The sequence below is a fragment of the Streptomyces sp. NPDC053076 genome (genome assembly GCF_044546845.1).
Taxonomy (GTDB): domain Bacteria; phylum Actinomycetota; class Actinomycetes; order Streptomycetales; family Streptomycetaceae; genus Streptomyces.
This window is the reverse complement of record NZ_JBITZL010000002.1, coordinates 558,599-583,462: the sequence shown is the minus strand read 5'-3', so window position 1 is coordinate 583,462 and position 24,864 is coordinate 558,599. Positions and strand designations below refer to the sequence as shown.

Sequence of the window (24,864 nt, the reverse complement as noted above, 5' to 3'; positions counted from 1 at the left end):
ACTACACATCGGTTCCATGCGAATTCGAGTGCGGCGCACGGGCGGTTTCGCGGGCATCGAGCGCCGGGCCGAGGTGGACACCTCGGGCCGGCCCGACGCCCGCGAATGGCGGACCCTGGCCGAACGTGTCCTCGCGTCCGGCCATGGCACACCTCCGGCGGGGGTCCCGGACGGCTTCGGCTACGAGATCACGGTGGACGACCGCACGGTGTACACGGCGGACCCCCGACTGACCGAGGACGAGCGGGAGTTGGTCTCACGGGTACTGAAGGAGGGGGCGTGACGGCCGTGCGGGAGAGGGCGTGACGGCCGTGCGGGGAAGGGTGTGACGGCCGTTTCGCGTCCGGGCGTTGACTTCTGTTACCGGGGGTACGGATGATCCGGTCATGGCGACTGACGCAGGCACCGAGATCCCCCGGTTCCCGGCCGGCTTCCTGTGGGGCGTGTCGACCTCGGCCCATCAGATCGAGGGGGCGGCGAAGGAGCGGGAGCCGTCCGTCTGGGACGCGTTCACGGCCGAGCCCGGACGGGTGAAGGACGGCTCGACGGCGGCGGTGGCCTGCGACCACTACCACCGCTACCCCGAGGACGTGGCCCTCCTCGCCGGTCTCGGCGTGGACGCGTACCGCTTCTCGGTCTCCTGGCCGAGGGTGCGCGCCAAGGGCGGACTCGACTTCTACGACCGCCTGGTGGACGAGCTGTGCGCGGCGGGCGTACGCCCCGTCCCCACCCTCTTCCACTGGGACCTACCGGCCTCGCTGGACTGGCTGGAGCGGGACACGGCGGCCAGGTTCGCCGACCACGTGGGCGTGGTGGCCGAGCGCCTCGGCGACCGGGTGACGAAGTGGATCACACTCAACGAGCCCGCCGAGCACACCCTCCTCGGCCACGCGATCGGCGCCCATGCCCCTGGCCGACGGCTGCTCTTCGACGCCCTCCCGGTCGCCCACCACCAGCTCCTCGCCCACGGCCTCGCGGTACGGGCGCTGCGCGCGGCCGGCGCCACGGACATCGGCATCGCCAACTCCCACGGCCCGGTCTGGCCCGCCTCGGCGGAACAGGCCGATGTGGAGGCGGCGGCCTTCTACGACACCCTCCTCAACCGGCTGTTCGCCGAGCCGGTCATCCTCGGCGCCTACCCGGGCGGCATGGGCGAGCTGATGCCGGGCGACGTGGAGGCGGACCTGAAGGTGATCGCCGAGCCGGTCGACTGGTACGGCATCAACTACTACGCCCCGTCCCGGGTCGGTGCCCCGGGGAGCGGCGACGCCGAGTACGGCGGCCTCACGCTCCCGGACGAACTCCCCTTCTCGCTACGGGAGATCAAGGGCCGCCCGGTCACGGACTTCGGCTGGCCGGTGGTCCCGGAGGGCCTCACCGAACTGCTCACCGGCTTCCGCGACCGCTACGGCGACCGGCTCCCGCCCGTGATCATCACCGAGAACGGCTGCTCCTACGAGGGCGTCGACGACCAGGACCGCATCGCCTACCTGGACGCCCACATCCGGGCGCTGCACGCGGCACTGGAAGCCGGGGTGGACGTACGCGGTTACTTCGTGTGGTCCCTGATGGACAACTTCGAGTGGGCGGAGGGCTATGCCCGCCGTTTCGGCCTGGTGCACGTGGACTACGACTCCCTGGAGCGCACCCCGAAAGCCTCCTACCACTGGTTCCGGGAGGTACTGCGGGCACAGAGGTGAGGGCGGCACGAGTCAGGGGCTGTCAGGGCAGTCAGGGCCATACGAACTCGCACCACACGAGCTCTGCCGCAGGCAGCTCACGACCGGCACGAGCACCCCGAAACGAGGCCACGCCACCGCGCTGACCCACTTCAAGATGGCGGAGCTTCTCTGAAATGACCGTAGGGCCGCTCCTTGGCGCCTCCGTCGGCAGCCACACCCCCAAGGGCCCCCGACGACCACACCCCCAAGGGGTCCGGGGCAAAGCCCCGTGGCGGCCACCTTCCAGTTGGCCGAGTCGGGCGGGCGGGTGGGCGAAGACGGCCAGCGGCCCAACGCTCACTGCACAACACCCCCGACGACCACACCCCCAAGGGGTCCGGGGCAAAGCCCCGTGGCGGTCGCCTTCCAGTTGGCCGAGTCGGGCGGGCGGGTGGGAAAGGTCGGTCAGAAGCCCAGCTTGCGCAGCTGCTTAGGGTCGCGCTGCCAGTCCTTGGCCACCTTCACGTGCAGGTCCAGGAAGACCGGCGTCCCCAGCAGCGCCTCGATCTGCTTGCGGGACTTGATGCCGACCTCCTTCAGCCGCTTGCCCTTGGGGCCGATGATGATGCCCTTCTGGCTGGGCCGCTCGATGTAGACGTTGGCGTGGATGTCCAGCAGCGGCTTGTCCGCCGGCCGGTCCTCGCGCGGGAGCATCTCCTCCACGACCACCGCGATGGAGTGCGGCAGCTCGTCCCGGACGCCTTCCAGCGCGGCCTCACGGATGAGCTCCGCGATCATGACCTGCTCGGGCTCGTCCGTGAGGTCGCCCTCGGGGTAGAGGGCCGGGCCCTCGGGCAGCAGCGGGATCAGCAGGTCGGCCAGCAGATCCACCTGCTTGGACCCCACCGCCGACACCGGCACGATCTCCGCCCACTCGATGCCCAGCTCCTTGCCCAGCTGGTCGATGGCGATCAGCTGCTCGGCCAGGGTCTTGGAGTCCACGAGGTCGGTCTTGGTGACGATGGCGACCTTCGGCGTCTTCCTGATCCCGGCCAGCTCCTTGGCGATGAAGCGGTCACCGGGACCGACCTTCTCGTTCGCCGGGAGGCAGAAGCCGATCACGTCGACCTCGGCCCACGTGGTCCGTACGACGTCGTTGAGCCGCTCGCCGAGCAGCGTGCGCGGTTTGTGCAGCCCGGGGGTGTCGACCAGGATCAGCTGGGCGTCGGGCCGGTGAACGATCCCCCGCACCGTGTGCCGCGTGGTCTGCGGCTGGTTCGCGGTGATCGCCACCTTCTGCCCGACCAGAGCGTTCGTGAGGGTGGACTTGCCCGCGTTGGGGCGGCCCACGAAGCAGGCGAAGCCGGCGCGGTGGACGGTCTCGGATGACGGGGTGCGAACGCTCATGGCGTTCATTGTCCCTGATCCACGGAGCTCCGCCGTACCGTGAGGTTCCGGTGACCCTGAGGCAATGAAACGTCACGGAAACACACCTGTACGCGGCCGGAAACGCGCACCGGTGACCCTCTGACGCAGCCCCCACAGCGTTGGAGACCCCCGTGACCCTCGCCGCAGCCCATGTCGACACCGGTGACACCGCCTGGCTGCTCGCCGCGACCGCCCTCGTCCTGCTGATGACACCGGGCCTGGCCCTGTTCTACGGCGGCATGGTCCGCACGAAGAGCGTCCTCAACATGCTGATGATGAGCTTCGTGTCGATCGCCCTGGTCACGGTGGTGTGGCTGGCGGCCGGGTACTCCCTCGCCTTCGGGGACGATGTCGGCGGCGGCCTGATCGGCGGGCTGGAGCACGCCGGTATGCGCGGCCTCGGCCCGGACAGCGTCCACGGCTCGGTCCCCACCCTTCTCTTCGCCACCTTCCAGCTGACCTTCGCGGTCATCACCGCCGCGCTGATCAGCGGCGCGGTCGCCGACCGGACGAAATTCTCGGCCTGGCTGGTCTTCGTCCCCCTCTGGGCGCTCCTCGTATACGTTCCGGTGACGCACTGGGTGTGGGGTCCGGGCGGCTGGATCCTGGAAGATCTCGGTGCGCTGGACTTCGCCGGCGGTCTGCCGGTCGAGATCACCTCCGGCGCCTCCGGCCTCGCCCTCTGCCTGGTCCTCGGCCCCCGCCTGGGCTTCAGGAAGGACGCCATGCGTCCGCACAACCTGCCGATGGTGATCCTCGGCGCCGGTCTGCTGTGGTTCGGCTGGTTCGGCTTCAACGCGGGTTCCGCGCTCGGTGCGAACGGCCTGGCCGCCGCCGCCTTCCTCAACACCCTCGCCGCCGGCTGCACGGGACTGCTCGGCTGGCTCTTCGTCGAGCAGCGGCGCGACGGCCACCCGACCACCCTGGGCGCCGCCTCCGGCGCGGTGGCCGGCCTGGTCGCGATCACCCCGTCCTGCGGCACGGTCTCCCTGCTCGGCGCCCTCGTCGTGGGCCTCGCCGCCGGTGTCGTCTGCTCGTACGCCGTCGGCTGGAAGTTCAAGCTGAACTACGACGACTCCCTGGACGTCGTCGGCGTCCACCTGGTCGGCGGGATCATCGGCACCGTGCTGATCGGCCTGTTCGCCGAGAAGGCGATGACCGGCGGCACGGAGGGCCTCTTCTACGGCGGTGGACTCGCCCCGCTCGGCAAGCAGCTGCTCGCCGTGCTGGTCGTGGCCGGGTACGCCTTCACGGTGACGTACGGCCTCGGCAAGCTGCTCGACCGGGCGCTGGGCTTCCGGGCGAGCGAGGAGCAGGAGTACACCGGTCTGGACCTTACGGTGCATGCCGAGACGGCATACGATCACGGCGTCCTGGGCCATGGCGCCCCGGTCGGTTCGTCCGTCCTCTCCCCCGCCCAGAAGGTCAAGAGCCAGGCATGAAGCTCATCACCGCCATCGTCAAGCCCTACCGTCTGGACGAGGTCAAGACCGCCCTGCAAGAGCTGGGGGTGCACGGACTGACCGTGACCGAGGCGAGCGGCTACGGCCGGCAGCGCGGCCACACGGAGGTCTACCGGGGGGCCGAGTACCGGGTCGATCTGGTGCCGAAGGTGCGTATCGAGGTCGTGGTGGAGGACGCCGTGGCGGACGACGTGATCGACGCGATCGTCAGGGCCGCACAGACGGGGAAGATCGGGGACGGGAAGGTGTGGTCCGTCCCGGTGGAGACGGTCGTGCGGGTGCGGACCGGCGAGCGCGGACCCGACGCGCTCTGACCAGCAGCGCCCCGGTCAGCGCACCGGCGGCGAACACCAGCGCGACGAGCAGCCGGGGCAGTGCGAGGAAGGATGCGCCGGCCGACTGGCGGGTGCCCGGCGCGCTCGCGGTGAGCGTCACGTCAGCCCGGTCGAACTGGGGTGCCCCGCGCCAGGTCTCGGTGAGCCGCACGCGCTGCCCCGGCAGCAGCTCGGCGGGCACCCGGGTCAGGTCCCGGTGGAGCAGCGTACGGCCGAACAGTCCGCGCGCCTTCAGTTCCACTTCGGGGCCGAGGGTGACGTTCCCGGTGTTGCGCAGGGTGTAGGAGACGGTCGCCGTGCTGTCGCCGAGGCCGGGGATCAGCGGCTGGTGGTGGCTGATGCGTACGTGCTCGACGGAGAGCGCGGGCAGCGTGGGCCCGCCGACGCGGAGGTAGACGCGGGCGCCGACCGCCCGCTGCACCCCGAGGGCGAGCCGGCCGCTGCCGGGGTCGATCCGCTCGTCGAGGGCGACGATGGCTCCCGGGTGGTCGCCGGGCTCGGCCCCGTCGGGGACGTGCAGGGTGAAGGGCACGGTCACGGTCCTGTGTCCCGGCACGGTGATCCGGGGCTTGGCGGGCTTCGCCCAGGCGCCGACCCCGCGCATGCGTTCCCGGACGGTCCGCACGGCGAAACCGCCGTCCCGGGCGGTGTTGTAGGCGTCGGCCGCGTACAGCCGGAAGGTGAGCGGCCGGCCGGTCCTGTTCTGGACGGCGACCTGGTCGGTGAGGGTCTGGCCTGGCTCGGCGGAGAGGGCGAAGTAGGGCCGCGCGGCGATCTTCGAGGCGACCGGGTAGACGGACCAGCTGCCGTTGTCGGCGGCGTGGGCGGTGCCGGCCGGCAGGCCGAGGAGGCAGAGCAGGCTCAGGAGGAGGACATACGGCTTGCGCATGGGTGCGTGACTCCCCGTGGGCTCGGGCGGCGGTGGCGGTCGGGCGGATGCGGCCCCGGTCCTACGGCGGGGCGCCCGGCCACCGGTGCCGGTGTGCGGTCGGTCAGGTGAGGGTGAGGGTCAGGACGCCGGAGTACGAGCCGGGGGGCGTGAACGCCGGCACGTCCAGGGAGAGTCCGGCGTCGACGGTGAACTGGCCGCCGGTGAGCGTGCCGTTCGGGGTCGAGGCGAGGGTCGCTCCCGAGGTGCCCACGGTGCCCGCCGAACCGGCCTTGCAGGTGCTGGGGCTGCCCGCCTTGGTCGCGCAGGCGGGCGTCCAGCTCAGCCGGCCCGCGTCGATCTTGGCGCCGGGGCCGGTGAAGTCGGTGACCTTGCCGGTCAGGGACCAGCCCGCGGGCCCGCCGCGGAAGTCCTTGACGGTCACCGTGTTCAGGCTGCCGGTGGAGGCTCCGCCCTGGCCGAAGTCGACCGCCGACAGGGCGACGGAGTCCCCGGCCTGGGACATGGACAGGGTGCCCGCCTTGACGGTGGTCGTCAGCTTCTGGCTGCCGTCCGGGACGGGTGTGTTGTCGTTGACGACGTAGGCGGCGGGTCCGGCGCCCTTGTCCGCGTTCCAGGAGCCGCCCTCGTAGGCCACGATCCCGGTCGTCGTCGTGTCGTTGACGACGAGGGTGCCGCTGAAGGAGCCCTGGGCGTTCGCGGTCACGGTCGCGGTGTCCGCGGTCTGCGTGGCGCCGGACCGTCCGGCCAGGGTGACGGTCGCGCCCGGGGTGAAGTTCGACCCGCTGACGGTGACACCGGCGCCGGGGTCACCGGAGGCGGAGCCGAGCGAGATGGCCCGGGTGTTGGCCGGGGTGCCGTCGGTCGCGGTGATGGTCTGCGAGGCCGGGGCGGGCGGGGTGATGACCGTGCACGGGGTGTCCAGCTCCAGGATGTAGCTGGTGTGGATGTTGTAGTCGCCGGGCGAGAGGGTGATCTGCCCGGCCTTGGTGACGGTGAACGTGCCGGTCATGGAGAAGGACGGGAAGGCGGCCCTTCCCGGCACCGGCGGGTTCTTCTTCGGTCCGGCGACGGTGACGCCCCCGGTCTGGGCGCCGCCGAGGGTGACCTTGCCGGTCGGGGTCATGATGTCGGCCGGCAGCGCCAGGTCGGTGGGGTTGCTGGCGGCGGCCGTGACCACGGTGTAGGTCACGGTGACCGTGTCGCCGACCTTGGGACTGACGTTGTCCACCGACACGTTAGCGGTGGTGGTGCCGTCGATCGGCGGGATGCCGGCGACGGCCGGCGGAATGCAGTGCGTGGCGAAGTCCACGTTCGTGCCGGCGGCGCCGGCCGGACAGGCCAGCGCGCCGCCCGCGGTGACCGCGAGGGCGGTCGCCCCGAGCAGTGACGCCCAGCGCCACCGTCGGGCTCTTCGGGGTGTCGAACCCATGGGCCCCCTCCTGAGGGTGGTTGGCGCAGCGGCTCGTCTGCGCCGACAGGGGGCATTGATGTGGAGCGGGGGTGAGAAGTCAATGGAGATGCCGCAGAAATCTGACGGATCATCAGTTTCTGCGGCATCCGGAACAGATCGCTCAGTTCAGTCAGCCGAAGACGAACGGGCCGGGTGCCTGCTTGGCCGGCGCCGTACAGGTCACGGTGATCCCGAAGATCACCATCTTCAGCGAACCGCCGTAGGCGTCCAGGCTGTCACCGGAGGCGACGGTACCGGGGAGCGGTCCGACGCTGACCGGGGAGCCGGCGCTCATGGCCGGGTTCTTCGTGCCGCTGAACACGACGGTGCCGCCCCCCGCCTTGGCCATGGTGAGCGTGGAGGAGATCGAGTCCGCAGCCACCGCGACCGGCGGGCTGATCGCGGAGGAGGTGAGGGTGATGGTGGCCGAGGTGCCGCTCTGGGTGGCGGTGAGCGTGGCCGCGCCACCGCCGAAGATGCCGCAGCTCGCGGTGATGGTCGCCGTCTGGGGAGTGACGGCGGCCGCGGTGGGCGCGAAGGCGAGTCCGGTGACCGCGAGGGCCCCGGCGGCCAGAGCCGCACCTGTTGCCGTGTGCTTGCCTCTCATGGGGATCCGCTTCCCTTTCCGTGTGGGGGGAGTGCCCGGTGGGGACGCCGACGGACGGGGAGCCTGAGCAGGCGGGTGCGGGCGCGCTGCGCGGCGGTGCGGATCTGACGGCCCGTCGGACGGTACGAGGTCCATTGACGCGGACCGGCAGGACCCCAACAAGGTGGAATTCCAGCCGACCTGCTGTTCGGTCGCCTCTCGGCCGACGGGACGGGGTCAGCCGGCGGAGACGGTGACCCGCACACTCCCGTCGGGCCCGGCGAGCAGCACCGGCGTCCGGGCACCACCCAGGTCGGCGACAGCGGCCCGGTCCTCGTCCGGCACCGACTCCGCCTCGCTCACCACCGCCGCCGCCTCCAGGGACGTGGCTCCGGAAGCCACGGCCATGGCAACGGCCGTGCGCAACGCGCTGAGCTTCAGCGAGGCGAGCTCCACCGACCCGGCGACGTACGTACGTCCGGTGTCGTCCCGTACGGCCGCGCCCTCGGGCACACCGTTGCGGGCCCGCGCGGAGCGGGCCAGGGTCACGATCTTGCGGTCCTCTGGGTCAAGCGCGTTGCTCTCGGTCATGCCCAGAGCATACGAAGCCACGGCAGGCTCACCCCGCCACGGGGTGCATGGCGCCCCGCCGTCCCTCGGGAGTCGCCAGCCACTCCAGCTTCGCCGCGGTGTTCGCCTCGTCCAGCGGAGTGTGCAGCACGATCATCAGATCGGGCCGGGCCGGCACCTTCATCACGGTCGACTCCACGACCAGCAGCCCGGCCACCGGATGGTCCAGCTCCTTGCGGACCTGCCCCTGGTCCTCGATGTCCCGCTCGGCCCACAGCGCCAGGAACTCGGGACTGCGGGCGGAGACCTCGGCGAGCACCGACTGGAAGCCCTCGTCGTCCGGCCGCGCCGCGCAGGCGGCCCGGAACTGTGCCACCACCGTGCGCGCGTTCCGCTCCCAGCTGTTGCTGCGCGACCGGTACAGCGGATCGACGAAGAAGTCGATCAGGCAGTTCTGGGTGATGTCCGGCCGCATCCCGAGCACGATCGCCGCGGCGTCGTTGTACATCACGCAGTTGTAGTACAGGTCCATGATGTGCGCCGGGTACGGCATCCAGGTGTCGATCAGCCGCCGCAGCCCGTCGCACATGTCCCGCCGGTCGGCGACGACTTCGGGCGCGGGCGGGTTCAGCCCGGCCAGCAGGTACAGGTGGCGGCGTTCGGCGTCGCTGAGCCTGAGCACCCGGGCGACGGCGTCGAGGACCTGGGCGGAGACGGAGATGTCCCGCCCCTGCTCCAGCCACTGGTACCAGGAGGCACCCACGCCGGCGAGCACCGCGACCTCCTCCCGGCGCAGTCCGGGCGTACGGCGCCGGCCGCCACCGCCCGGCAGGCCGGCCTCCTGCGGGCTGACCCGGGCCCGCCGGCTCATCAGGAACTCCCGCAGCTCGTTCCGCCGTTCACTCCTCGTCGCCTCCGCAGCAGGCACGTACCGCTCCTCCCCCGTCGTGTCTGGTGGTGCCACCACCACCATAAGTTCCGACTCCCCAGGATTGTTCCGGCCGGCCCAAGCTCGTGCCATGGCGATCGACACCACCACCCAACCCACCGCCCCCGCGGGCGCATCGCTCGGCACCCCCCGGTTGTCGACGCGCGACAAGCTCGTCCTGTTCGTCCTGTGCGCGGCCCAGTTCATGGTCGCGCTGGACTTCTCCGTCCTCAACGTGGCCCTGCCCGACCTCGGCGGCGACCTCGGCATGAGCCAGTCCGCCCTCCAGTGGGCGATCACCGCGTTCGCGCTGCCCTCCGGCGGTTTCCTGCTCCTCTTCGGCCGCATGGGCGACCTCTACGGCCGGCGCAGACTGTTCCTGGCCGGTCTGGCCCTGTTCGGCGCGGCCTCGCTGCTGGCGACGCTCGCCTGGGACCCGGCGTCCTTCCTCGCCGGGCGCGCGCTGCAGGGCCTCGGCGCGGCGGCGATCGTGCCGACCGGCATGTCCCTGCTGACCACGACCTTCCCGGAGGGCCCGGCCCGGGACCGCGCCCTCGGCATCTCCGGAACGCTGCTGTCACTGGGCTTCACCGTGGGCATGGTCGCGGGCGGGGTGCTGACGGACACGCTCGGCTGGCGCTCCACCATGGCCCTGCTCACCGTGTTCGCGCTGATCGTCCTGCCGCTCGCGCCCGGCCTGCTGCCGGAGTCCCGGACCCCGCAGCGCCCGCGCCTGGACGTGCCCGGAGCGGTCACCGTCACCACCGGTCTGCTGTCGCTGATCTACGCCCTGTCCACGGCCGCCGACCACGGCTTCGGCCGCGCGGACGTCATCACGGCGCTGATCGCCGGGCTCCTGCTGCTGACCGCGTTCACGGTGATCGAGTCCCGCTCTGCGGCCCCCCTCGTCTCGCTCCCGATGCTGCGCCGCCGCTCGGTGGCGTGGGGCAACGTGGGCGGGCTGGTCACCTTCTCGATGATGTCGACGGTGGTCTTCGTGCTGACCCTGTACCTCCAGGAGGTCCTGCACCTGTCGGCGTTCGAGACGGGGCTGGTCTTCGGTGTCCAGGGCATCCTGTCGGCCGTCGCCGGCACCCGCGCCGCCAGGGTCATCGGCCGCTTCGGCGCCCGCCGCACCCTGGTCGGCTCGCTGGCCGGTCAGGGCACGCTGGTGGCGACCCTGCTCCTGCTGAACGCCCACACCTGGTCGGTGTGGCTGGCCACGGCCGCGGTGTCCCTGGCGAGCATGTGCCACCTGGGCGCGATCATCTCGTACGGCGTCACCGTCACCTCGGGCGTCCCGGACGAGGAGCAGGGCCTGGCCACCGGTCTGGTGACCTCCACCCAGCAGGTCGGCATCACGGTCGGTATCCCGCTGCTGGGCGTGCTGGCCACCACCTCGGGCGACCTGCTGAGCGGGGCGCACACGGTCCTCGCCCTGGACGCGGCGGTGGTCCTCACCGCCGCCGTCCTGGTCGGCCTGGGCCTGAGGTCACGGACGGTCGAGCCGCAGCCGCTCGGCGCGCGGTAGACCGGCGACCACCAGGTCGTACGAGTCCTCGACCAGCTCCCGGACCAGCCGGTCCGGGAGCTCGGCGTCGGCCGTGACGGTGTTCCAGTGCCGTTTGTTCATGTGCCAGCCGGGGACGATCAGTCCCTCGTGCTCGCCGCGCAGCCGGATCGCGTCCTCCGGGTCGCACTTGAGGTTGACCGTCAGGGGCCGCGCGTCCAGGTTCGTCAGGGCGAACATCTTGCCCAGCACCTTGAAGACCGAGGTCTCCGGGTTGAACGGGAAGTCCTCCACGACGGCGTTGAAGGACAGGCAGAGGGCACGCAGCTCCTGGGGGGTCACTCCGGTTCGTCCTCCTGGGCGACGGGCACCGGCACGGGCTCCACCAGGACCGTGACGATCTTGTTCCGGCGGCCGGCGGCGGCCTCCGCCGTCAGCTTCAGCCTGCGTTCGTCGGGCAGTTCGACCTCGGCGGAGGCACCGGCGATGGGCACCCGGCCGAGCGCCTTGGCGAGCAGCCCGCCGACGGTCTCCACGTCCTCGTCGTCGTACTCCTCCAGGCCGTACAGCTCGCCCAGGTCGGTGATGTCCAGGCGGGCCGTGACCCGGAAGCGGTCGTCGCCGAGGTCCTCCACGGGCGGGAGTTCCCGGTCGTACTCGTCGGTGATCTCGCCGACGATCTCCTCCAGGATGTCCTCGATCGTGACGATCCCGGCGGTGCCGCCGTACTCGTCGATGACGACGGCGACGTGGTTGCGTTCCTTCTGCATCTCGCGCAGCAGGTCACCGGCGTTCTTGGTGTCGGGCACGAACACGGCCGGGCGCATGGCCGTGGACACCAGGTCGCCCTCCGCCTCCCGGCTGATGTGCGTCTTGCGGACCAGGTCCTTCAGATACACGATCCCGACGATGTCGTCCTCGCTCTCGCCGGTGACCGGGATCCGGGAGAAACCGGAGCGCAGGGCGAGAGTGAGGGCCTGGCGGATGGTCTTGTAGCGCTCGATGACGACCAGGTCGGTACGCGGCACCATGACCTCGCGCACCAGGGTGTCGCCCAGCTCGAAGACCGAGTGCACCATGCGGCGCTCCTCGTCCTCGATCAGCGACTCCTTCTCGGCGAGGTCGACCAGCGCGCGCAGCTCCGCCTCGGAGGCGAAGGGGCCGCGCCGGAAGCCCTTGCCGGGGGTGAGCGCGTTGCCGATGAGGATCAGCAGGGACGGGATGGGCCCCATGACCCGGGCCAGCGGCAGCAGCACGTACGCCGCCGCCGTCGCCGTGTTGAGGGGGTGCTGGCGGCCGATGGTGCGCGGCGAGACGCCGACGGCGACGTACGACACGAGCACCATCACGCCGATGGCGACCAGCAGCGCCTGCCAGGTGGCGGCGAACTCCTGCAGACAGGCGTACGTCACCAGTGCCGCCGCGGCCATCTCGCAGGCGACACGGACCAGCAGGGCCAGATTGAGATAACGGGTGGGGTCGGCGGCGATCTGGGCGAGCTTGGCGCCGCCGCGCCGGCCCGACTTCACGGCCTCCTCGGCGCGGAAGCTGGAGACACGCGCGAGGCCCGCCTCCGCGCAGGCGGCGAGCCAGGCGACGACGACCAGCGCGATCGCGCCGAACACGATCTGCAAAGACATGGGCCGTTTACGAGACGGTCGGCGCCGGGGACGGCCCGGTCAGGCCGCGCTCGGCCCGCCAACCGTCCACGATGGCGGCCTGGAGCCCGAACATCTCGGCCTTCTCGTCGGGCTCCTCGTGGTCGTATCCGAGCAGGTGCAGCACGCCGTGGACGGTGAGCAGCTGGAGCTCCTCGTCCATGGAGTGCTGCGTGGGCGCCTCGGTCCCCTGCTTGGCGGCGACCTCCGGGCAGAGCACGATGTCACCGAGCAGCCCCTGCGGCGGCTCCTCGTCGTCCTTGGACGGCGGCCGGAGCTCGTCCATCGGGAACGACATGACATCGGTCGGGCCCGGCAGGTCCATCCACTGGATGTGCAACTGCTCCATGGCCTCGGCGTCCACGACGATCACCGAGAGCTCGGAGAGCGGGTGGATGCGCATCCGCGCGAGCGCGTAGCGGGCGATGTCGAGGATCGCCTGCTCGTCTACCTCGGTGCCGGACTCGTTGTTGACGTCGATCGACATGGTCGTGCTGGTCTACTTCCCCTTGGTGCCCTTGGCGCCCGTCCTGCCACGGCCGCCCTTGGCGGCGCCGTTCTCGGTGCCATGGTCGCTGTCGTACTTCTCGTACGCGTCGACGATACGGCCCACCAGCTTGTGCCGTACGACATCCTGGGACGACAGCCGGGAGAAGTGGACGTCCTCCACGCCTTCCAGGATCTCCTGCACCTGCCGCAGGCCGCTCTTGGTCCCGTTCGGCAGGTCGACCTGGGTGACGTCACCCGTGATCACGATCTTCGAGTCGAAGCCGAGGCGGGTGAGGAACATCTTCATCTGCTCGGGGCTCGTGTTCTGGGCCTCGTCCAGGATGATGAAGGCGTCGTTGAGCGTACGGCCGCGCATGTAGGCGAGCGGCGCGACCTCGATCGTGCCCGCGGCCATCAGCCTCGGGATCGAGTCGGGGTCGAGCATGTCGTGCAGCGCGTCGTACAGCGGGCGCAGGTAGGGGTCGATCTTCTCGTAGAGCGTGCCGGGCAGGAAGCCGAGCCGCTCGCCGGCCTCGACCGCCGGACGGGTCAGGATGATCCGGTTGACCTGCTTGGACTGGAGGGCCTGCACGGCCTTGGCCATGGCCAGGTAGGTCTTGCCGGTACCGGCGGGGCCGATGCCGAAGACGATCGTGTGCTTGTCGATCGCGTCGACGTACCGCTTCTGGTTGAGGGTCTTGGGGCGGATCGTGCGGCCACGCGAGGACAGGATGTTCTGCGTCAGTACCTGCGCCGGGGTCTCGGGCCCGTCGCTCGTCCCGTTCTCACTCGCCTTGAGCATGGCGATCGAGCGTTCCACTGCGTCCTCCGTCATCGGTTGCCCGGTGCGGAGCACCAGCATCATCTCGTCGAACACGCGCGAGATCAGGGCGACGTCGGCCGGGTCGCCGACCGCGCTGATCTCGTTGCCCCGGACATGGATGTCGGCCGCCGGGAAGGCCCTCTCTATCACGCGCAAGAGGGAGTCGCCGGAACCCAGCACGGTCACCATGGGGTGCTGGGCGGGGACGGTGAGCTGCGCTCTCGCCTGCTCCTGCGCGGATGTGTGAGCTGTGGGTGTCTGTGTCATGGGCCGGCGCTTAAGGCCTGCGCTTCCTCCTCGTCACGGCCGCGTAGCTGAGGGCGGCCTCGCGCTATCCAGGGTACGACGGGGGGCTGACAACACCGTAGGGCTTTTAGCGGGGCCGCCGGCCGGCAGGTCAGCCGGCCCGGCCGAACCCGATGGTCGGCACCGCCCGCCGCAGCGGCCAGGGCCGGTCCAGCCGCTCCGGCACCAGTCCCTCCAGGAACGCGTACCGCTCCAACGCCTTCGGCTCCTGTCCGGGCAGGGACTGCACCCGCCGCCACCACGCCCCGATCTCCGACCATCCCGGGGCCGACAGCGACCCCCCGAACTCCTGCACCGACAGCGCGGCCGTCAGCCCCGCGAAGGCCAGCCGGTCCGCCAGCGGCCACCCCGCGAGGGAACCCGTCACGAATCCGGCGACGAACACGTCTCCCGCCCCGGTCGGGTCCAGGGCCTCCACGGCGATGGCGGGCACCTCGGCCGCCTCCCCCGTGCGCCGGTCCACCGCGTAGGCGCCCTCCTCCCCGAGGGTCACCACGGCCACCGGCACGTACTCGCTCAGGGCGTGCGCGGCGACGCGCGGACAGTCGGCGCCGGTGTACCGCTTGGCCTCCTCCGCGTTCGGCAGGAACGCCTCGCAGTGCTCCAGGTCGGCGAGGCCGGACAGATCCCACGCGCCCGTCTCGTCCCAGCCGACGTCGGCGAAGATGCGGGTGCCGCCGCGGGCGGCCTCGGCGATCCACGGCGCGCTGCGGCCCGGGGTCAGGGAGGCGACGGCTGCCCGCGCGCGCGGCGGCCGGGCCGCGGCCCCGTCCGGGACGAACACGGTCCGGGGCGGCGGTTCGTGCCCGTGGGAGACCATGGTCCGCTCGCCCTCGTAGGCCATGGAGACGGTCACCGGGGAGTGCCAGCCGGGCACGGTCCGCGAGGCCGAGAGATCGATGCCCTCGCCCTGCTCCAACGCGTCCCAGCAGTACTCGCCGTAGTGGTCGTCGCCGAAGGCCGCGGCGAGGGCGGTCCGCAGGCCGAGCCGGGCCAGCGCGGCGGCCATGTTGGCGACCCCGCCGGGGCTGGAGCCCATGCCCCTGGCCCAGGACTCGGTGCCGCGAACCGGCGCCGAGTCCAGGCCGGTGAAGATGATGTCGAGGAAGACCGTGCCGGTCAGGTACACGTCCCAGGGTGGGTCGCCGGGGGCGCGCAAGCCGGCGAGCGGGTCGACCTGGGCCTTGCGGCGCCCTGTCTGGGTGAGGTGTTCCGGTTCCTCTCCGGTGAGGGTGTGCGACGGCGTCACGGTGCGCTCCCTGGCATGGTGCGGTTCTGGCCAGTCTGCACCAGGTCACGCACCGAAAGCCCGTGCGCGCGCTCACCAGCGGGGCATCGCCGGTGTCCGCCAGTCCGGTTCGGCCGTCCGCATCGCCGCCGCGTCGTCGCGGTCCCGCAGGGAGCCGTCGTCCTCGGTCCAGCGCCGGTGCAGCCGGGCCAGTTCGTCCCGGTCCAGTTCGACGCCGAGGCCGGGCGCGTCGGACACCGCGATCCGGCCGTCCACGAAGGCGATCCGCTCGGTGAGGACGTCCTCGGACTGCCAGGGGTAGTGCGAGTCGCAGGCGTGGTGGAGGCCGGGGACCGTGGCGGCCACCTGGGTCATCGCGGCGAGGCTGACGCCCAGGTGCGTGTTGGAGTGCATGGACACCCCGACGCCGAAGGCGGCGCAGATCGCGGCGAGTCGCTGGGTGTTGCGCAGCCCGCCCCAGTAGTGGTGGTCGCAGAGGACGACCTGGACGGCGTCGAGGGTGAACGCCTCCTTGATCTCCCCGAAGGTGGTCACGCACATGTTGGTGGCCAGGGGCACACCCGTCCGTCGCCCCGCACCGCCCGGTCCCGAGGCGCCGCGCGCCGCCCCTCTGGAGCCGGCGGCCACCTCGGCCATGGCGGCCGTGCCCAGCGTCGGGTCCTCCAGGTACTCCAGGACGTCTCCGAGTTCCTTCGCCACCCTCAGCGCGGTCGCGACCGACCAGGCGCCGTTGGGGTCGAGGCGCAGCGGGTGTCCGGGGAAGGCGTCGGCGAGGGCGCGGACCGCGGCGATCTCCTCGTCGGGCGGGAAGACCCCGCCCTTGAGCTTGAACGAGCCGAACCCGTGCCGCTCCTGGAGCCCGCGGGCCTGTTCCACCACCCCGGCCGGATCGAGCGCGGCGCCCCACTCGTCCTCCTCGGCGGGGACGCCCGCCGGGTGTCCGGCCCACCGGTAGAACAGGTAGGCGCTGTATTCGACCGCGTCCCGCACCTTGCCGCCGAGCAGCGCGTGCACGGGCAGGCCGAGCGCCTTGCCCTGGGCGTCGAGACAGGCGACCTCGAAGGCGGACAGCACGGACAGCCGCAGCTTGTCGGCGGTCTGCACCCCGCGCAGCCCGCCGGCGTCCGTCTGGCCCTCGACCCGGGAGGAGTCGACGGCGAGGTCGATCTCGAAGAGTCCGTTCACATCCATGACCGAACGGCCGGTGAGTCGTTCGGCCAGCGGCCGGGCCAGCTCCAGGTACTTGGTGTCGCCGTAGGTCTCGCCGAGCCCGGTGATCCCGTCGGCCGTGACGATCTCCACGATGAGCCGGGGGGTGTACGGCTGGTGCACGCCCTGGGTGTTGAGCAGCGGCGCGTCGGCGACCAGGATCGGGGTCAGCCGCACCTCGGCGATGGTCAGATCACGGGTCACAGAGAGGCTCCTACGAGGTCGAGTCCGGCGGTGAGGAGGGCCTTCAGGTCGGCGAGGTCGGCGGGCGAGGGGTCGGCGAGCGGGGCGCGCACGGGTCCGACGCCCTGCCCGCGCAGCCGGGCCGCCGCCTTCACCAGGGACACGGCGTATCCGGGCGCGCGGTCGCGGAGTTCGACGAACGGGACGTAGAAGGCGCGCAGCAGTTTGTCGACGGTGCCGTGGTCCTCGTCCCGCAGCGCGGCGAAGAAGGCGCCGGCGATCTCGGGCGCGAAGGCGTGGACGGCGGAGGAGTAGGCGGGGACACCGACGGTCGCGTAGGCGCGGGCCTGCATCTCGGCGGTGGCGGCGCCGTTGAAGAAGAGGAAGCCGTCGGGGGCGGCGAGGGTGAGGCGCTGGAGCCGGTCGAGGTCACTGTGGCCGTCCTTGAGCCCGATGACGTTCGGGATACGGGCGATGCGCCGCAACGAGTCCACGTCATAAGCGACTTGGCCGCGCTGGTAGGCGATCAGCGGCAGCCGGGTGCGGGCCGCGAGCTGCTCCAGCTGGGCGGCGAGGCCGTCCTGCGGGGCGTCGGTCAGATAGTGCGGCAGCACGAGCAGGGCGTCGGCGCCCGCCTCTTCCGCGATCCGCGCGAACCGGGCGGCCTGTGCCCAGCCGTATCCGGTGCCGGCCACCACGGGCACCCGTCCGGCCGCCTCCTCGACGGCGATGGTGACGACGGCGCGGTACTCCTCCTCGTCCAGCGAGAAGAACTCGCCGGTGCCACAGGCCGGGAAGAGGGCGCCGGGTCCGGCCGCCAGCCGGTCGGCCGCATGCGCGCGGAAGCCGTCGGGATCGAGCGTGCCGTCGTCATGGAAGGCGGTGAGCGGGAAGGACAGCACGCCGCGCGCCATCCCCTCCCGCAGTCGCCGCGCCACGTCCTGCGGAGCCGGGTCGCCGCCCACCGGACCATCTCCTCTTGTGAATAGCGTCTACATATGAGAACGAGGTTAGGCGCTCATACCCTCCACCACCACCCCCAAACGCAACCGTGGCGGGGATCACATCCCCCGGTCTTCTTCGCCGATCCACGTGCTTGATACAACTTGCTCGCGCGTTCCTGTCCGTCGACGGTCGGCGCCCAACCCCCCTTTTCCGAGCCGCTCTTCTCGCCTGCCCTGGGAACGCCCGTGTCCGCCCCCCGCACCCTGCCCTGGCCCCTCGTCGCCCTGTTCACGGCCGGGTATCTCGCCCCGTATCTGCTGCCGACCACCGTCGGCAGACTCGACAGCGGCCTGCCGCTCACCGCCACCCAGGCCGGTGCCATCGGCAGTGCCCTGCTGCTGAGTTCGGCGATCGCGGGCTTCCTGCTGGCCTCCCGCGTCGACCGGTCGGGCCCCCGTGCCCTCGCCCGCACCGGCCTCGCCCTCGCCGTCCTCGGCTACGGCGGCGCGGCCCTCACCGGCGCCGTCCCGGCCGTCGTCGCGGGCGCGGTCATCGGCGGCTTCGGGTCCGGTACCGTCACGGCGGTCGCCGCGAGCGGCATCGCCGCCATCGGGGCGGTGCCGTGCGCTCGAACGGAGTCGAGAGCCTGGGACCCGCACCGGGTCACCACCCTCGGTCTGCTCGGCGTCTCGGGCCTCGCGGGCGCCCTGTACCTGACGATCCCCCGCCTCGGCCCCGGCCACGGCCTGCCCCTGGCCGCCATCGCGTTGACCGCGCTCGCCGTCTGGCCGCTCACCGGCCGACTGCCCGGTCGCACGGCACCGGCCCGCACGACCGTCGCCTACGGCCGGCTCCCGCGCCTGCGGGCCGGACTGCTGCTGGCCGCCGCGATGCCGTTCTGGTCCCTGGCCCAGAACTCCCTCTGGGGTGTCAGCGGCCGGATCGGGCTCGATCAGGCCCGTCTCTCCGAGGTCACCGTCGGCGCGGTGTTCGCGGTCGCGCTCGGCGCCGGACTCGTCGGGGTGGTCGGCGCGGGCGCACTCGGGCAACGGCTGGGCCAGGCCATGCCCATCGGCGCCGGTACGGCACTGATCGCCGGCTGCATCGCGCTCAGCGCGTCGGCGCGGGACCTCCCGGCCTTCGCGGCGGGCGAGATCTCCTGGAACGTGCTGTACCCGGTCGTCCTGTCGTACGTCATCGGCCTCGCCGCCTCCCTCGACCCGCGCGGGCGCTGGGCGGTGCTGGTCGGCTCGGCGTCCGCGCTGGGGACGGCGGCGGGACCGCTGACGGGGAGTGTGCTGGCCGCGGGCGCGGGCTTCCCGGTGATGGGGTGGGTGCTCGGCGCCGGGCTGCTGCTGACCGCCGTACCGATGACGGCGGTGGCGCTGCGGGCCGGCAGGCGCCCCACGCACGTCGTGGAGATCCCGGTCGTGGAGATCCCCGTCGCGGAAACCGCCGTGCGGAACCCCGCCGCGCGGATCCCTGTCGTGGAAGTTCCGCTGGAGTCGCCCGCCCTACCCGCTCAGCGCGCCTACGACACCGCGTCGCCGAACACGTAGGCGTCGACCTCGGCGAGACAGCGGGCCCTGCGCTCCTCGTCGTCCTCCAGGAAGGAGGCGAGGAAGGAATTGCGGGCCAGCTCGCGCAGCCGGTCCTCGCCCAGGCCCAGCGTCTCGTGCACGGCGCGGAAGTTGTCCCCCGCGTACCCGCCGAAGTACGCCGGGTCGTCGGAGTTGACCGTGCACAGCAGGCCGGCGTCGAGCATGGCCGGCAGCGGGTGGTCGGCCAGGGTGTCCACGGCGCGCAGCCGGACGTTGGACAGCGGGCAGAGGGTGAGCGGGATCCGCTCCCGTACCAGCCGCTCGACCAGCACCGGATCCTCCAGGCAGCGCAGTCCGTGGTCGACGCGCTCCACACCGAGCAGGTCCAGCGCCTCGGTGATGTACTCCGGCGGCCCCTCCTCACCGGCGTGCGCGACCCGGCGCAGCCCGAGCGCCGCGGCGGCCTGGTACACCTCCCGGAACTTCGCCGGCGGATGCCCGACCTCGGCGGAGTCCAGGCCGATCCCGGTGATCCGGTCCAGGTACGGCGTCGCTGCCTGCAATGTCTCCAGCGCCGAGTCGGCGGACTCGTCGCGCAGGAAGCACATGATGAGCTTGGTGGAGACGCCGTGGTTCCGCTCGCTGCTGCCGAGCGCCCGCCACAGCCCCTCCACGACCGTGCCCAGGCTCAGGCCGCGCGCGATGTGGGCCTGCGGATCGAAGAAGATCTCCGCGTGCCGCACGCCCTGGGCGGCGGCCCGGGCGAGGTAGGCGTCGGCCAGGTCGGTGAAATCGCGCTCGGTGCGCAGGACGGTCATCAGCTCGTAGTACAGGTTCAGGAAGGACTGGAGGTCCTTGAACCGGTAGGCCGTACGGAGTTCCTCGGTGTCCGCGTACGGGAGGGTCACACCGTTGCGGGCGGCCAGCTCGAACGCCAGCTCCGGCTCCAGGGTGCCTTCGATATGGAGGTGCAGTTCTGCTTTCGGGAGGGGCATCAAAGCATCGTACGGGTGCTTTACCGCCGTTTCGGAACCGGCACCCGCAGCAGGTCGTACGCCACGGTCAGCTCCCCCTCGAACCCGGCCGCCCGCGCCTGCCGCTCGAACTCGCCGGGCTCAAAGTAGCGCTGGCTGAAGTGGGTGAGGACGAGGTGCCGTACGCCCGCGTCCCGGGCCACGGCGGCGGCCTGTCCTGCCGTCAGGTGGCCGTGGTCCTCGGCGAGTTCGATGTCCTCGTCGAGGAACGTGGACTCGATGACGAGCAGGTCGCAGCCCTCCGCGAGCGCGTGCACCCCGTCACAGAGCCGGGTGTCCATGACGAACGCGAACCGCTGCCCGCGCCGCACCTCGCTGACGTCCTCCAGCGTCACGTCCCCGAGCCGGCCCGCACGCTGGAGGCGGCCCACGTCCGGACCCTTGATGCCGTGCGCGGCGAGCCGGCCGGGCAGCATGCGGCGGCCGTCGGGTTCGATCAGGCGGTACCCGAAGGACTCGACCGGGTGGGAGAGCTTGCGGGCTTCCAGGGTGTACGACGGGGTCACCGCGAGGGGGCCGTCGGCGGCGACCGGGACCTCCGTGAGGCGGACCGTCTCCCGGTAGGCGGTCGCGTACCGCAGGCGGTCGAAGAAGCGCTGGCCGGAGCGCGGGTAGTGCGCGGTGACCTCGTGCGGCACCTGGTCCAGGTTGATCCGCTGGATGACTCCCGCGAGGCCGAGGGAGTGGTCACCATGGAAGTGCGTGACGCAGATCCGGTTCAGGTCGTGGGCGGCGACCCCGGCGCGCAGCATCTGCCGCTGTGTGCCCTCGCCGGGGTCGAACAGGATGCCCTCGCCGTCCCACCTCAGCAGATAGCCGTTGTGGTTGCGGTGCCGGGTCGGGACCTGGCTGGCGGTGCCGAGGACCACCAGTTCACGGACGGACATGGCGAGTTACCCGGGCGGCCACTGCAGGCCACGGCCGCCGAGGACGTGCGCGTGGGCGTGCCAGACGGTCTGGCCGGCGCCGCTGCCGGTGTTGAAGACGAGGCGGTAGCTGTCCAGCTTCTCGTCGTCGGCCACGGCCTTGGTCTCGGCGAGCACGTCGGCCGCGATCTGCGGGGCGCCCGCGGCGAGTTCGGCCGCGTTCTCGTAGTGGGCCTTGGGGATCACCAGGACGTGGGTGGGTGCCTGCGGGTTTATGTCCCGGAAAGCCACGGTCGTTTCGGTCTCGCGGACGATCGTCGCCGGGATGTCGCCCGCGACGATCTTGCAGAACAGGCAGTCGTTCTGCGGTTCGCCGGCCATGCGTGTGCCTCCTCACGCTGGTGATCAATTGAGGTGCATCGTAGTCGGTCGTCCGCGGGCCGGCGGGGGTTGATCGCGCCCACGCGGCGCGGCCGCCCGTGGACACGGCCCGCGCCCCTCAGGTGGGCATGCGCGGCGGTGTCTTCGCGGGGCTGTTCCCCAGTGCCTCCAGTGCGAGCGCGATCGCCGCGTCCAGCTGGGCATCCGTGCCGGACACCCAGTCCTGGGGCCGCTGCACGACCTCGACGTCCGGGTCCACCCCGTGGTTCTCCACGTCCCAGCCCTGGCCCTCCAGCCAGATCGCGTACTTCGGCTGGGTGACCCCGGTGCCGTCGACCAGGTGGTAGCGGCTGTCGATGCCGATGACGCCGCCCCAGGTACGGGTGCCGACGACCGGGCCGATACCGAGGGCCCTGATCGCCGCGTTGACGATGTCACCGTCGGAGCCGGAGAACTCGTTGGCCACGGCGACGACGGGGCCGCGGGGCGCGTCGAGCGGATAGCTGGTGGGGCGCATGCCCCGCGCGAAGTCCCAGCCGATGATCCGACGGGCCAGCTTCTCGACCACGAGCTGGGAGGTGTGCCCGCCGCGGTTCTCCCGGACGTCGACCACCAGCCCCTCCCGGGCCACCTCCACGCGCAGGTCGCGGTGGATCTGGGCCCAGCCGGGGGCGTGCATGTCCGGGACGTGCAGGTAGCCGAGCCGGCCGGCGGAGGCCGCGTGGACGTGGGCCCGGCGGTCGGCCACCCAGGCGTGGTAGCGCAGGGGTTCCTCGTCGGCGACGGGGACGACGACGGTGTGCCGGGGCTCGCCGCCGGCGGCCGGGGAGACGGTCAGTTCGACGGGGTGACCGGCCGTGCCGACGAGGAGGGGGCCGGGGCCCGCCACCGGGTCGACGGGGTGGCCGGCGACGGCGATGATCGCGTCGCCCGGGCGTACCGCCACGCCGGGCGCCGCGAGCGGGGAGCGGGCGTCCGGATCGGAGGTCTCCGACGGGAGGATCCGGTCGATGCGCCAACTGCCGTCCTCGCGCCGGGAGATGTCGGCGCCGAGCAGGCCGTGCCCGGCGCCGCCGGAGCCACCGGGCGGGGTGACGTAGGCGTGCGAGGTGCCGAGTTCGCCGTGCACCTCCCAGAGCAGGTCGACCAGGTCGCTGTGGGTGGCGAGGCGGTCCAGGAGGGGCCGGTAGCGGTCGAGGACGCCGCTCCAGTCGACACCGCCGAGATCGGGACGCCAGAAGTGGTCGCGCATGAGCCGGCCGGTCTCGTCGTACATCTGCCGCCACTCGGCGGCCGGGTCGACGGTCTGGCGGACCCGGCCGAGGTCGACGGTGACGCTGGTGTCGCCGTCGTCGTCGGAGCCGGTCCGGCGGTCGCCGGGCACGACCCGGAGCCGGCCCTCGCTCCACAGCAGGACCCGCTTGCCGTCGCCGCTGACCTCGAAGTGTCCGGCGTCGGAGGCGAGATGTTCCAGGCGGCGCTGGGCCAGGTCGTACCGCTCCAGCTCGGTGTGCGGGTCGGGGTCCTCGGGACGGGCCCGGGAGGTGCCGAGGACGCCCTGCACGGGGTGGCGCAGCCAGAGGACGCCGTCCTTGGCGGCACGCAGGGTGGAGTAGCGGCCGGCCTCCACCGGGAAGGGCACGATCCGGTCGGCGAGCCCCTCGGGGTCCACACGGGTGGTGGGGGTGCCCTCGCTGTCGGGGGTCTCGTCCTTGTCGGAGGTCTCGAAGGGGCGGCCGTGGCGTTGCGGGCCGAACGGCGAGGGGGTGGTGGCGGCCAGGGTGATCAGGTGCGGGCGGGCGCCGGCCACGAAGGCGAGATCGAAGACGTGTTCGTCGTAGACCGGGTCGAAGGCGCGGTGGGAGAGGAACGCGAGGTGCTTTCCGTCGAGGGTGAAGGCGGGCGCGTAGTCCTGGAAGCGGAGCGGGGTCGCCTCGATGACCGAGAGGTCGGTGGTGTGGGCGATGCGCAGCTGGGACAGCGGGCGGGGGCCGGGGTGGGCCCAGGCGAGCCAGGCGGAGTCGGGGGAGAAGGCGAGGCCGGAGACCTCGCCGTCGTCGCTGCGGTCCACCTCGCGGACCTCACCGGTCTCCCGCTCGACCAGGAGCAGTCTGCCGTCGTGCGCGGCCACGGCGGCCCGGCCGCCGTCGGGGGACATGGCCAGTTCCAGTACCCGGCCGAGCTGTCCGGCGGCCAGGCGGCGCGGGGGCGCGCCGGGCACGGTGCCGGTCGCGGGGGCGAACTCCAGGGAGTCGTCGCCCTCGGCGTCCGTCACCCACACCACCCACTCCTCACCCTCGGCGCGGAAGGCGCGCGGCATCCGGGCGCGCACCCCGGGGGTGGCGGCCAGGGCCCGGGCGGGCCCGGAGCGGTGGGTGACCCAGTGGATCCCGCCGCGCACACAGACGGCGCTGCCGCGCGCGGTGTGGTCGGGGGACGCCTCGCCGAACCAGCGGGAGGCGTTGACCGGGCGGGGCCGCAGGTCGACGCGGGGCCCACCGAGCCGGATGTCCAGCCGGCGAGGTTCGGCGCCCTCCAGGTCCTCCAGCAGCCAGAGTTCACCGGCCTGGCTGTAGACGACCCGGGTGCCGTCGCCGGCCGCGTGCCGGGCGTAGAAGGCTCCAGGCGGTGTGTGCCGGCGCAGGTCGGAGCCGTCGGCGAGGGAGGAGTAGAGCGCGCCGGTGCCCTCGTGGTCGGAGAGGAAGGCGATCCTCCCCCACGTTCTCGGCTCCGCTCGGACAGGGGGCGCCCCCGCCCCCACCCACACCGGGCACTCGATGTTGCCGTCGATCTCCTCGTGCAGCCGTACGAACTGCCCGGCGCCCTCCTCGCCTTCGGCGGCCCGGTCGATCCACAACTTGCCCGCCGTACCGCCCCGGTAGCGCTTCCAGTAGGCGGCCTCGCGGCCCATCGGCGCGGACAGCAGCACGGTGGCCGGTCCGAGGGCCACATGGCCGACCGGGCCGTACGGCAGGGTCTCGGCCGGTCCGCCGTCCAGCGGGACGGCGTGGGCCCAGGTGTGCCGGAAGCTGGGCCGGCCGTGCGCGCCGAGCGCGAGCACCCGTCCGTCCGGAGTCCAACCGCGCACCTCGGTGCGGCGATTGCCCCAGTACGTCAGGCGCTGGGCGGGACCGCCGTCGACGGGGGCGACATGCACCTCGGGCGCTCCGTCGCGGGTGGAGGTCCAGGCGAGGTGCCTGCCGTCCGGCGATATCCGCGGCTGGGTCACCGGCACGTTGTCGGCGCTGACCCGCCAGGCCCGGCCGCCGTCGAGCGGCGCGAGCCACACGTCGTCCTCGGCGACGAAGGTCACCAAGTCGCCGTGCAGATGGGGGAATCGGAGGTAGGCGGAGCTTT

Annotated in this window: 23 protein-coding genes; 6 read left to right on the top strand and 17 right to left on the bottom strand. The window is 72.2% G+C overall.

Features of this window, described 5'->3' with window-relative positions:
• The first annotated feature begins 16 nt into the window (after positions 1 to 16).
• Entirely contained in the window at positions 17 to 283 is a 267-nt protein-coding gene (locus tag ACIGYR_RS09865) for a protealysin inhibitor emfourin (RefSeq protein WP_399595938.1), read from the top strand.
• A 103-nt stretch (positions 284 to 386) separates the two neighbouring features.
• On the top strand, positions 387 to 1,700 hold the full coding sequence (locus tag ACIGYR_RS09860; RefSeq protein ID WP_399595939.1) for a GH1 family beta-glucosidase: 1,314 nt from the start codon (positions 387 to 389) through the stop codon (positions 1,698 to 1,700).
• Positions 1,701 to 2,126: 426 nt separating this feature from the next.
• Here ACIGYR_RS09860 and era read toward each other — a convergent pair whose 3' ends face one another.
• A complete protein-coding gene (gene era, locus ACIGYR_RS09855; RefSeq protein WP_399595941.1) occupies positions 2,127 to 3,068 on the bottom strand; it encodes a GTPase Era in 942 nt (313 codons plus the stop codon).
• Positions 3,069 to 3,220: 152 nt separating this feature from the next.
• Here era and amt point away from each other — a divergent pair, with 152 nt between their 5' ends.
• Together amt and ACIGYR_RS09845 are read left to right on the top strand one after the other, a co-directional pair.
• Positions 3,221 to 4,531 (top strand): ammonium transporter, encoded by a 1,311-nt coding sequence (gene amt / locus ACIGYR_RS09850; RefSeq protein WP_391838437.1) that lies wholly within the window; start codon positions 3,221 to 3,223, stop codon positions 4,529 to 4,531.
• Positions 4,528 to 4,866, top strand: coding sequence for a P-II family nitrogen regulator (locus ACIGYR_RS09845; protein ID WP_030344948.1), 339 nt, complete (start codon positions 4,528 to 4,530; stop codon positions 4,864 to 4,866). Before amt ends, ACIGYR_RS09845 begins: the two co-directional genes overlap by 4 nt.
• Here ACIGYR_RS09845 and ACIGYR_RS09840 read toward each other — a convergent pair.
• From ACIGYR_RS09840 to ACIGYR_RS09820, 5 genes are all read right to left on the bottom strand, one after another.
• Positions 4,760 to 5,776, bottom strand: coding sequence for a WxL protein peptidoglycan domain-containing protein (locus ACIGYR_RS09840; protein ID WP_399595942.1), 1,017 nt, complete (start codon positions 5,774 to 5,776; stop codon positions 4,760 to 4,762). The genes ACIGYR_RS09845 and ACIGYR_RS09840 overlap by 107 nt on opposite strands.
• 103 nt (positions 5,777 to 5,879) lie before the next feature.
• Positions 5,880 to 7,208 carry a beta-xylosidase gene (locus ACIGYR_RS09835; RefSeq protein WP_399595943.1) on the bottom strand — a complete coding sequence of 443 codons (1,329 nt, stop codon included), beginning with the start codon at positions 7,206 to 7,208 and terminating at the stop codon, positions 5,880 to 5,882.
• A gap of 151 nt (positions 7,209 to 7,359) precedes the next feature.
• A complete protein-coding gene (locus tag ACIGYR_RS09830) occupies positions 7,360 to 7,836 on the bottom strand; it encodes a hypothetical protein (RefSeq protein ID WP_399595944.1) in 477 nt (158 codons plus the stop codon).
• Between the two features lie 216 nt (positions 7,837 to 8,052).
• Positions 8,053 to 8,406: a cytidine deaminase gene (locus tag ACIGYR_RS09825; RefSeq protein ID WP_399595946.1), complete on the bottom strand. Its 354-nt coding sequence runs from the start codon at positions 8,404 to 8,406 to the stop codon at positions 8,053 to 8,055.
• Between the two features lie 28 nt (positions 8,407 to 8,434).
• A complete protein-coding gene (locus ACIGYR_RS09820) occupies positions 8,435 to 9,256 on the bottom strand; it encodes a helix-turn-helix transcriptional regulator (protein ID WP_391839694.1) in 822 nt (273 codons plus the stop codon).
• 148 nt (positions 9,257 to 9,404) lie between these two features.
• On the opposite strand from ACIGYR_RS09820, the gene ACIGYR_RS09815 reads away from it, so the two are divergent.
• Positions 9,405 to 10,844 carry an MFS transporter gene (locus ACIGYR_RS09815; RefSeq protein WP_399595948.1) on the top strand — a complete coding sequence of 480 codons (1,440 nt, stop codon included), beginning with the start codon at positions 9,405 to 9,407 and terminating at the stop codon, positions 10,842 to 10,844.
• Here the strand turns inward: ACIGYR_RS09815 and ACIGYR_RS09810 are convergent.
• The 7 genes from ACIGYR_RS09810 to ACIGYR_RS09780 all read right to left on the bottom strand — a co-directional run bounded on the left by ACIGYR_RS09810 (position 10,806) and on the right by ACIGYR_RS09780 (position 17,654).
• A complete protein-coding gene (locus tag ACIGYR_RS09810) occupies positions 10,806 to 11,165 on the bottom strand; it encodes an MmcQ/YjbR family DNA-binding protein (RefSeq protein ID WP_391838426.1) in 360 nt (119 codons plus the stop codon). The genes ACIGYR_RS09815 and ACIGYR_RS09810 overlap by 39 nt on opposite strands.
• The gene (locus ACIGYR_RS09805; RefSeq protein WP_399595949.1) at positions 11,162 to 12,463 is read right to left on the bottom strand and encodes a hemolysin family protein; all 1,302 of its coding nucleotides are present in this window, start codon (positions 12,461 to 12,463) and stop codon (positions 11,162 to 11,164) included. Before ACIGYR_RS09805 ends, ACIGYR_RS09810 begins: the two co-directional genes overlap by 4 nt.
• A gap of 7 nt (positions 12,464 to 12,470) precedes the next feature.
• Complete coding sequence (gene ybeY / locus ACIGYR_RS09800; protein WP_391838422.1) at positions 12,471 to 12,968, bottom strand: rRNA maturation RNase YbeY; 498 nt, start codon at positions 12,966 to 12,968, stop codon at positions 12,471 to 12,473.
• 12 nt (positions 12,969 to 12,980) lie between these two features.
• On the bottom strand, positions 12,981 to 14,060 hold the full coding sequence (locus ACIGYR_RS09795) for a PhoH family protein (protein WP_399595950.1): 1,080 nt from the start codon (positions 14,058 to 14,060) through the stop codon (positions 12,981 to 12,983).
• Positions 14,061 to 14,190: 130 nt separating this feature from the next.
• The gene (locus tag ACIGYR_RS09790) at positions 14,191 to 15,348 is read right to left on the bottom strand and encodes a carbohydrate kinase family protein (protein WP_391838419.1); all 1,158 of its coding nucleotides are present in this window, start codon (positions 15,346 to 15,348) and stop codon (positions 14,191 to 14,193) included.
• Positions 15,349 to 15,420: 72 nt separating this feature from the next.
• On the bottom strand, positions 15,421 to 16,761 hold the full coding sequence (locus ACIGYR_RS09785) for a glucarate dehydratase family protein (protein WP_399595952.1): 1,341 nt from the start codon (positions 16,759 to 16,761) through the stop codon (positions 15,421 to 15,423).
• On the bottom strand, positions 16,758 to 17,654 hold the full coding sequence (locus ACIGYR_RS09780) for a 5-dehydro-4-deoxyglucarate dehydratase (RefSeq protein ID WP_399596521.1): 897 nt from the start codon (positions 17,652 to 17,654) through the stop codon (positions 16,758 to 16,760). The genes ACIGYR_RS09785 and ACIGYR_RS09780 overlap by 4 nt, the downstream gene beginning before the upstream one ends.
• Positions 17,655 to 17,930: 276 nt before the next feature.
• Here ACIGYR_RS09780 and ACIGYR_RS09775 point away from each other — a divergent pair, with 276 nt between their 5' ends.
• Positions 17,931 to 19,244 (top strand): MFS transporter, encoded by a 1,314-nt coding sequence (locus ACIGYR_RS09775; RefSeq protein ID WP_399595953.1) that lies wholly within the window; start codon positions 17,931 to 17,933, stop codon positions 19,242 to 19,244.
• Here ACIGYR_RS09775 and ACIGYR_RS09770 read toward each other — a convergent pair.
• From ACIGYR_RS09770 to ACIGYR_RS09755, 4 genes are all read right to left on the bottom strand, one after another.
• On the bottom strand, positions 19,217 to 20,221 hold the full coding sequence (locus ACIGYR_RS09770; RefSeq protein ID WP_399595955.1) for an adenosine deaminase: 1,005 nt from the start codon (positions 20,219 to 20,221) through the stop codon (positions 19,217 to 19,219). The two genes, ACIGYR_RS09775 and ACIGYR_RS09770, sit on opposite strands and share 28 nt — an antisense overlap.
• A 20-nt stretch (positions 20,222 to 20,241) precedes the next feature.
• Positions 20,242 to 21,147, bottom strand: a complete 906-nt coding sequence (locus tag ACIGYR_RS09765; RefSeq protein WP_399595956.1) for a ribonuclease Z — start codon at positions 21,145 to 21,147, stop codon at positions 20,242 to 20,244.
• 6 nt (positions 21,148 to 21,153) lie between these two features.
• Entirely contained in the window at positions 21,154 to 21,507 is a 354-nt protein-coding gene (locus ACIGYR_RS09760; protein WP_399595957.1) for a histidine triad nucleotide-binding protein, read from the bottom strand.
• A 118-nt stretch (positions 21,508 to 21,625) separates the two neighbouring features.
• Complete coding sequence (locus ACIGYR_RS09755) at positions 21,626 to 24,823, bottom strand: S41 family peptidase (protein WP_399596522.1); 3,198 nt, start codon at positions 24,821 to 24,823, stop codon at positions 21,626 to 21,628.
• Positions 24,824 to 24,864 lie beyond the last annotated feature (41 nt).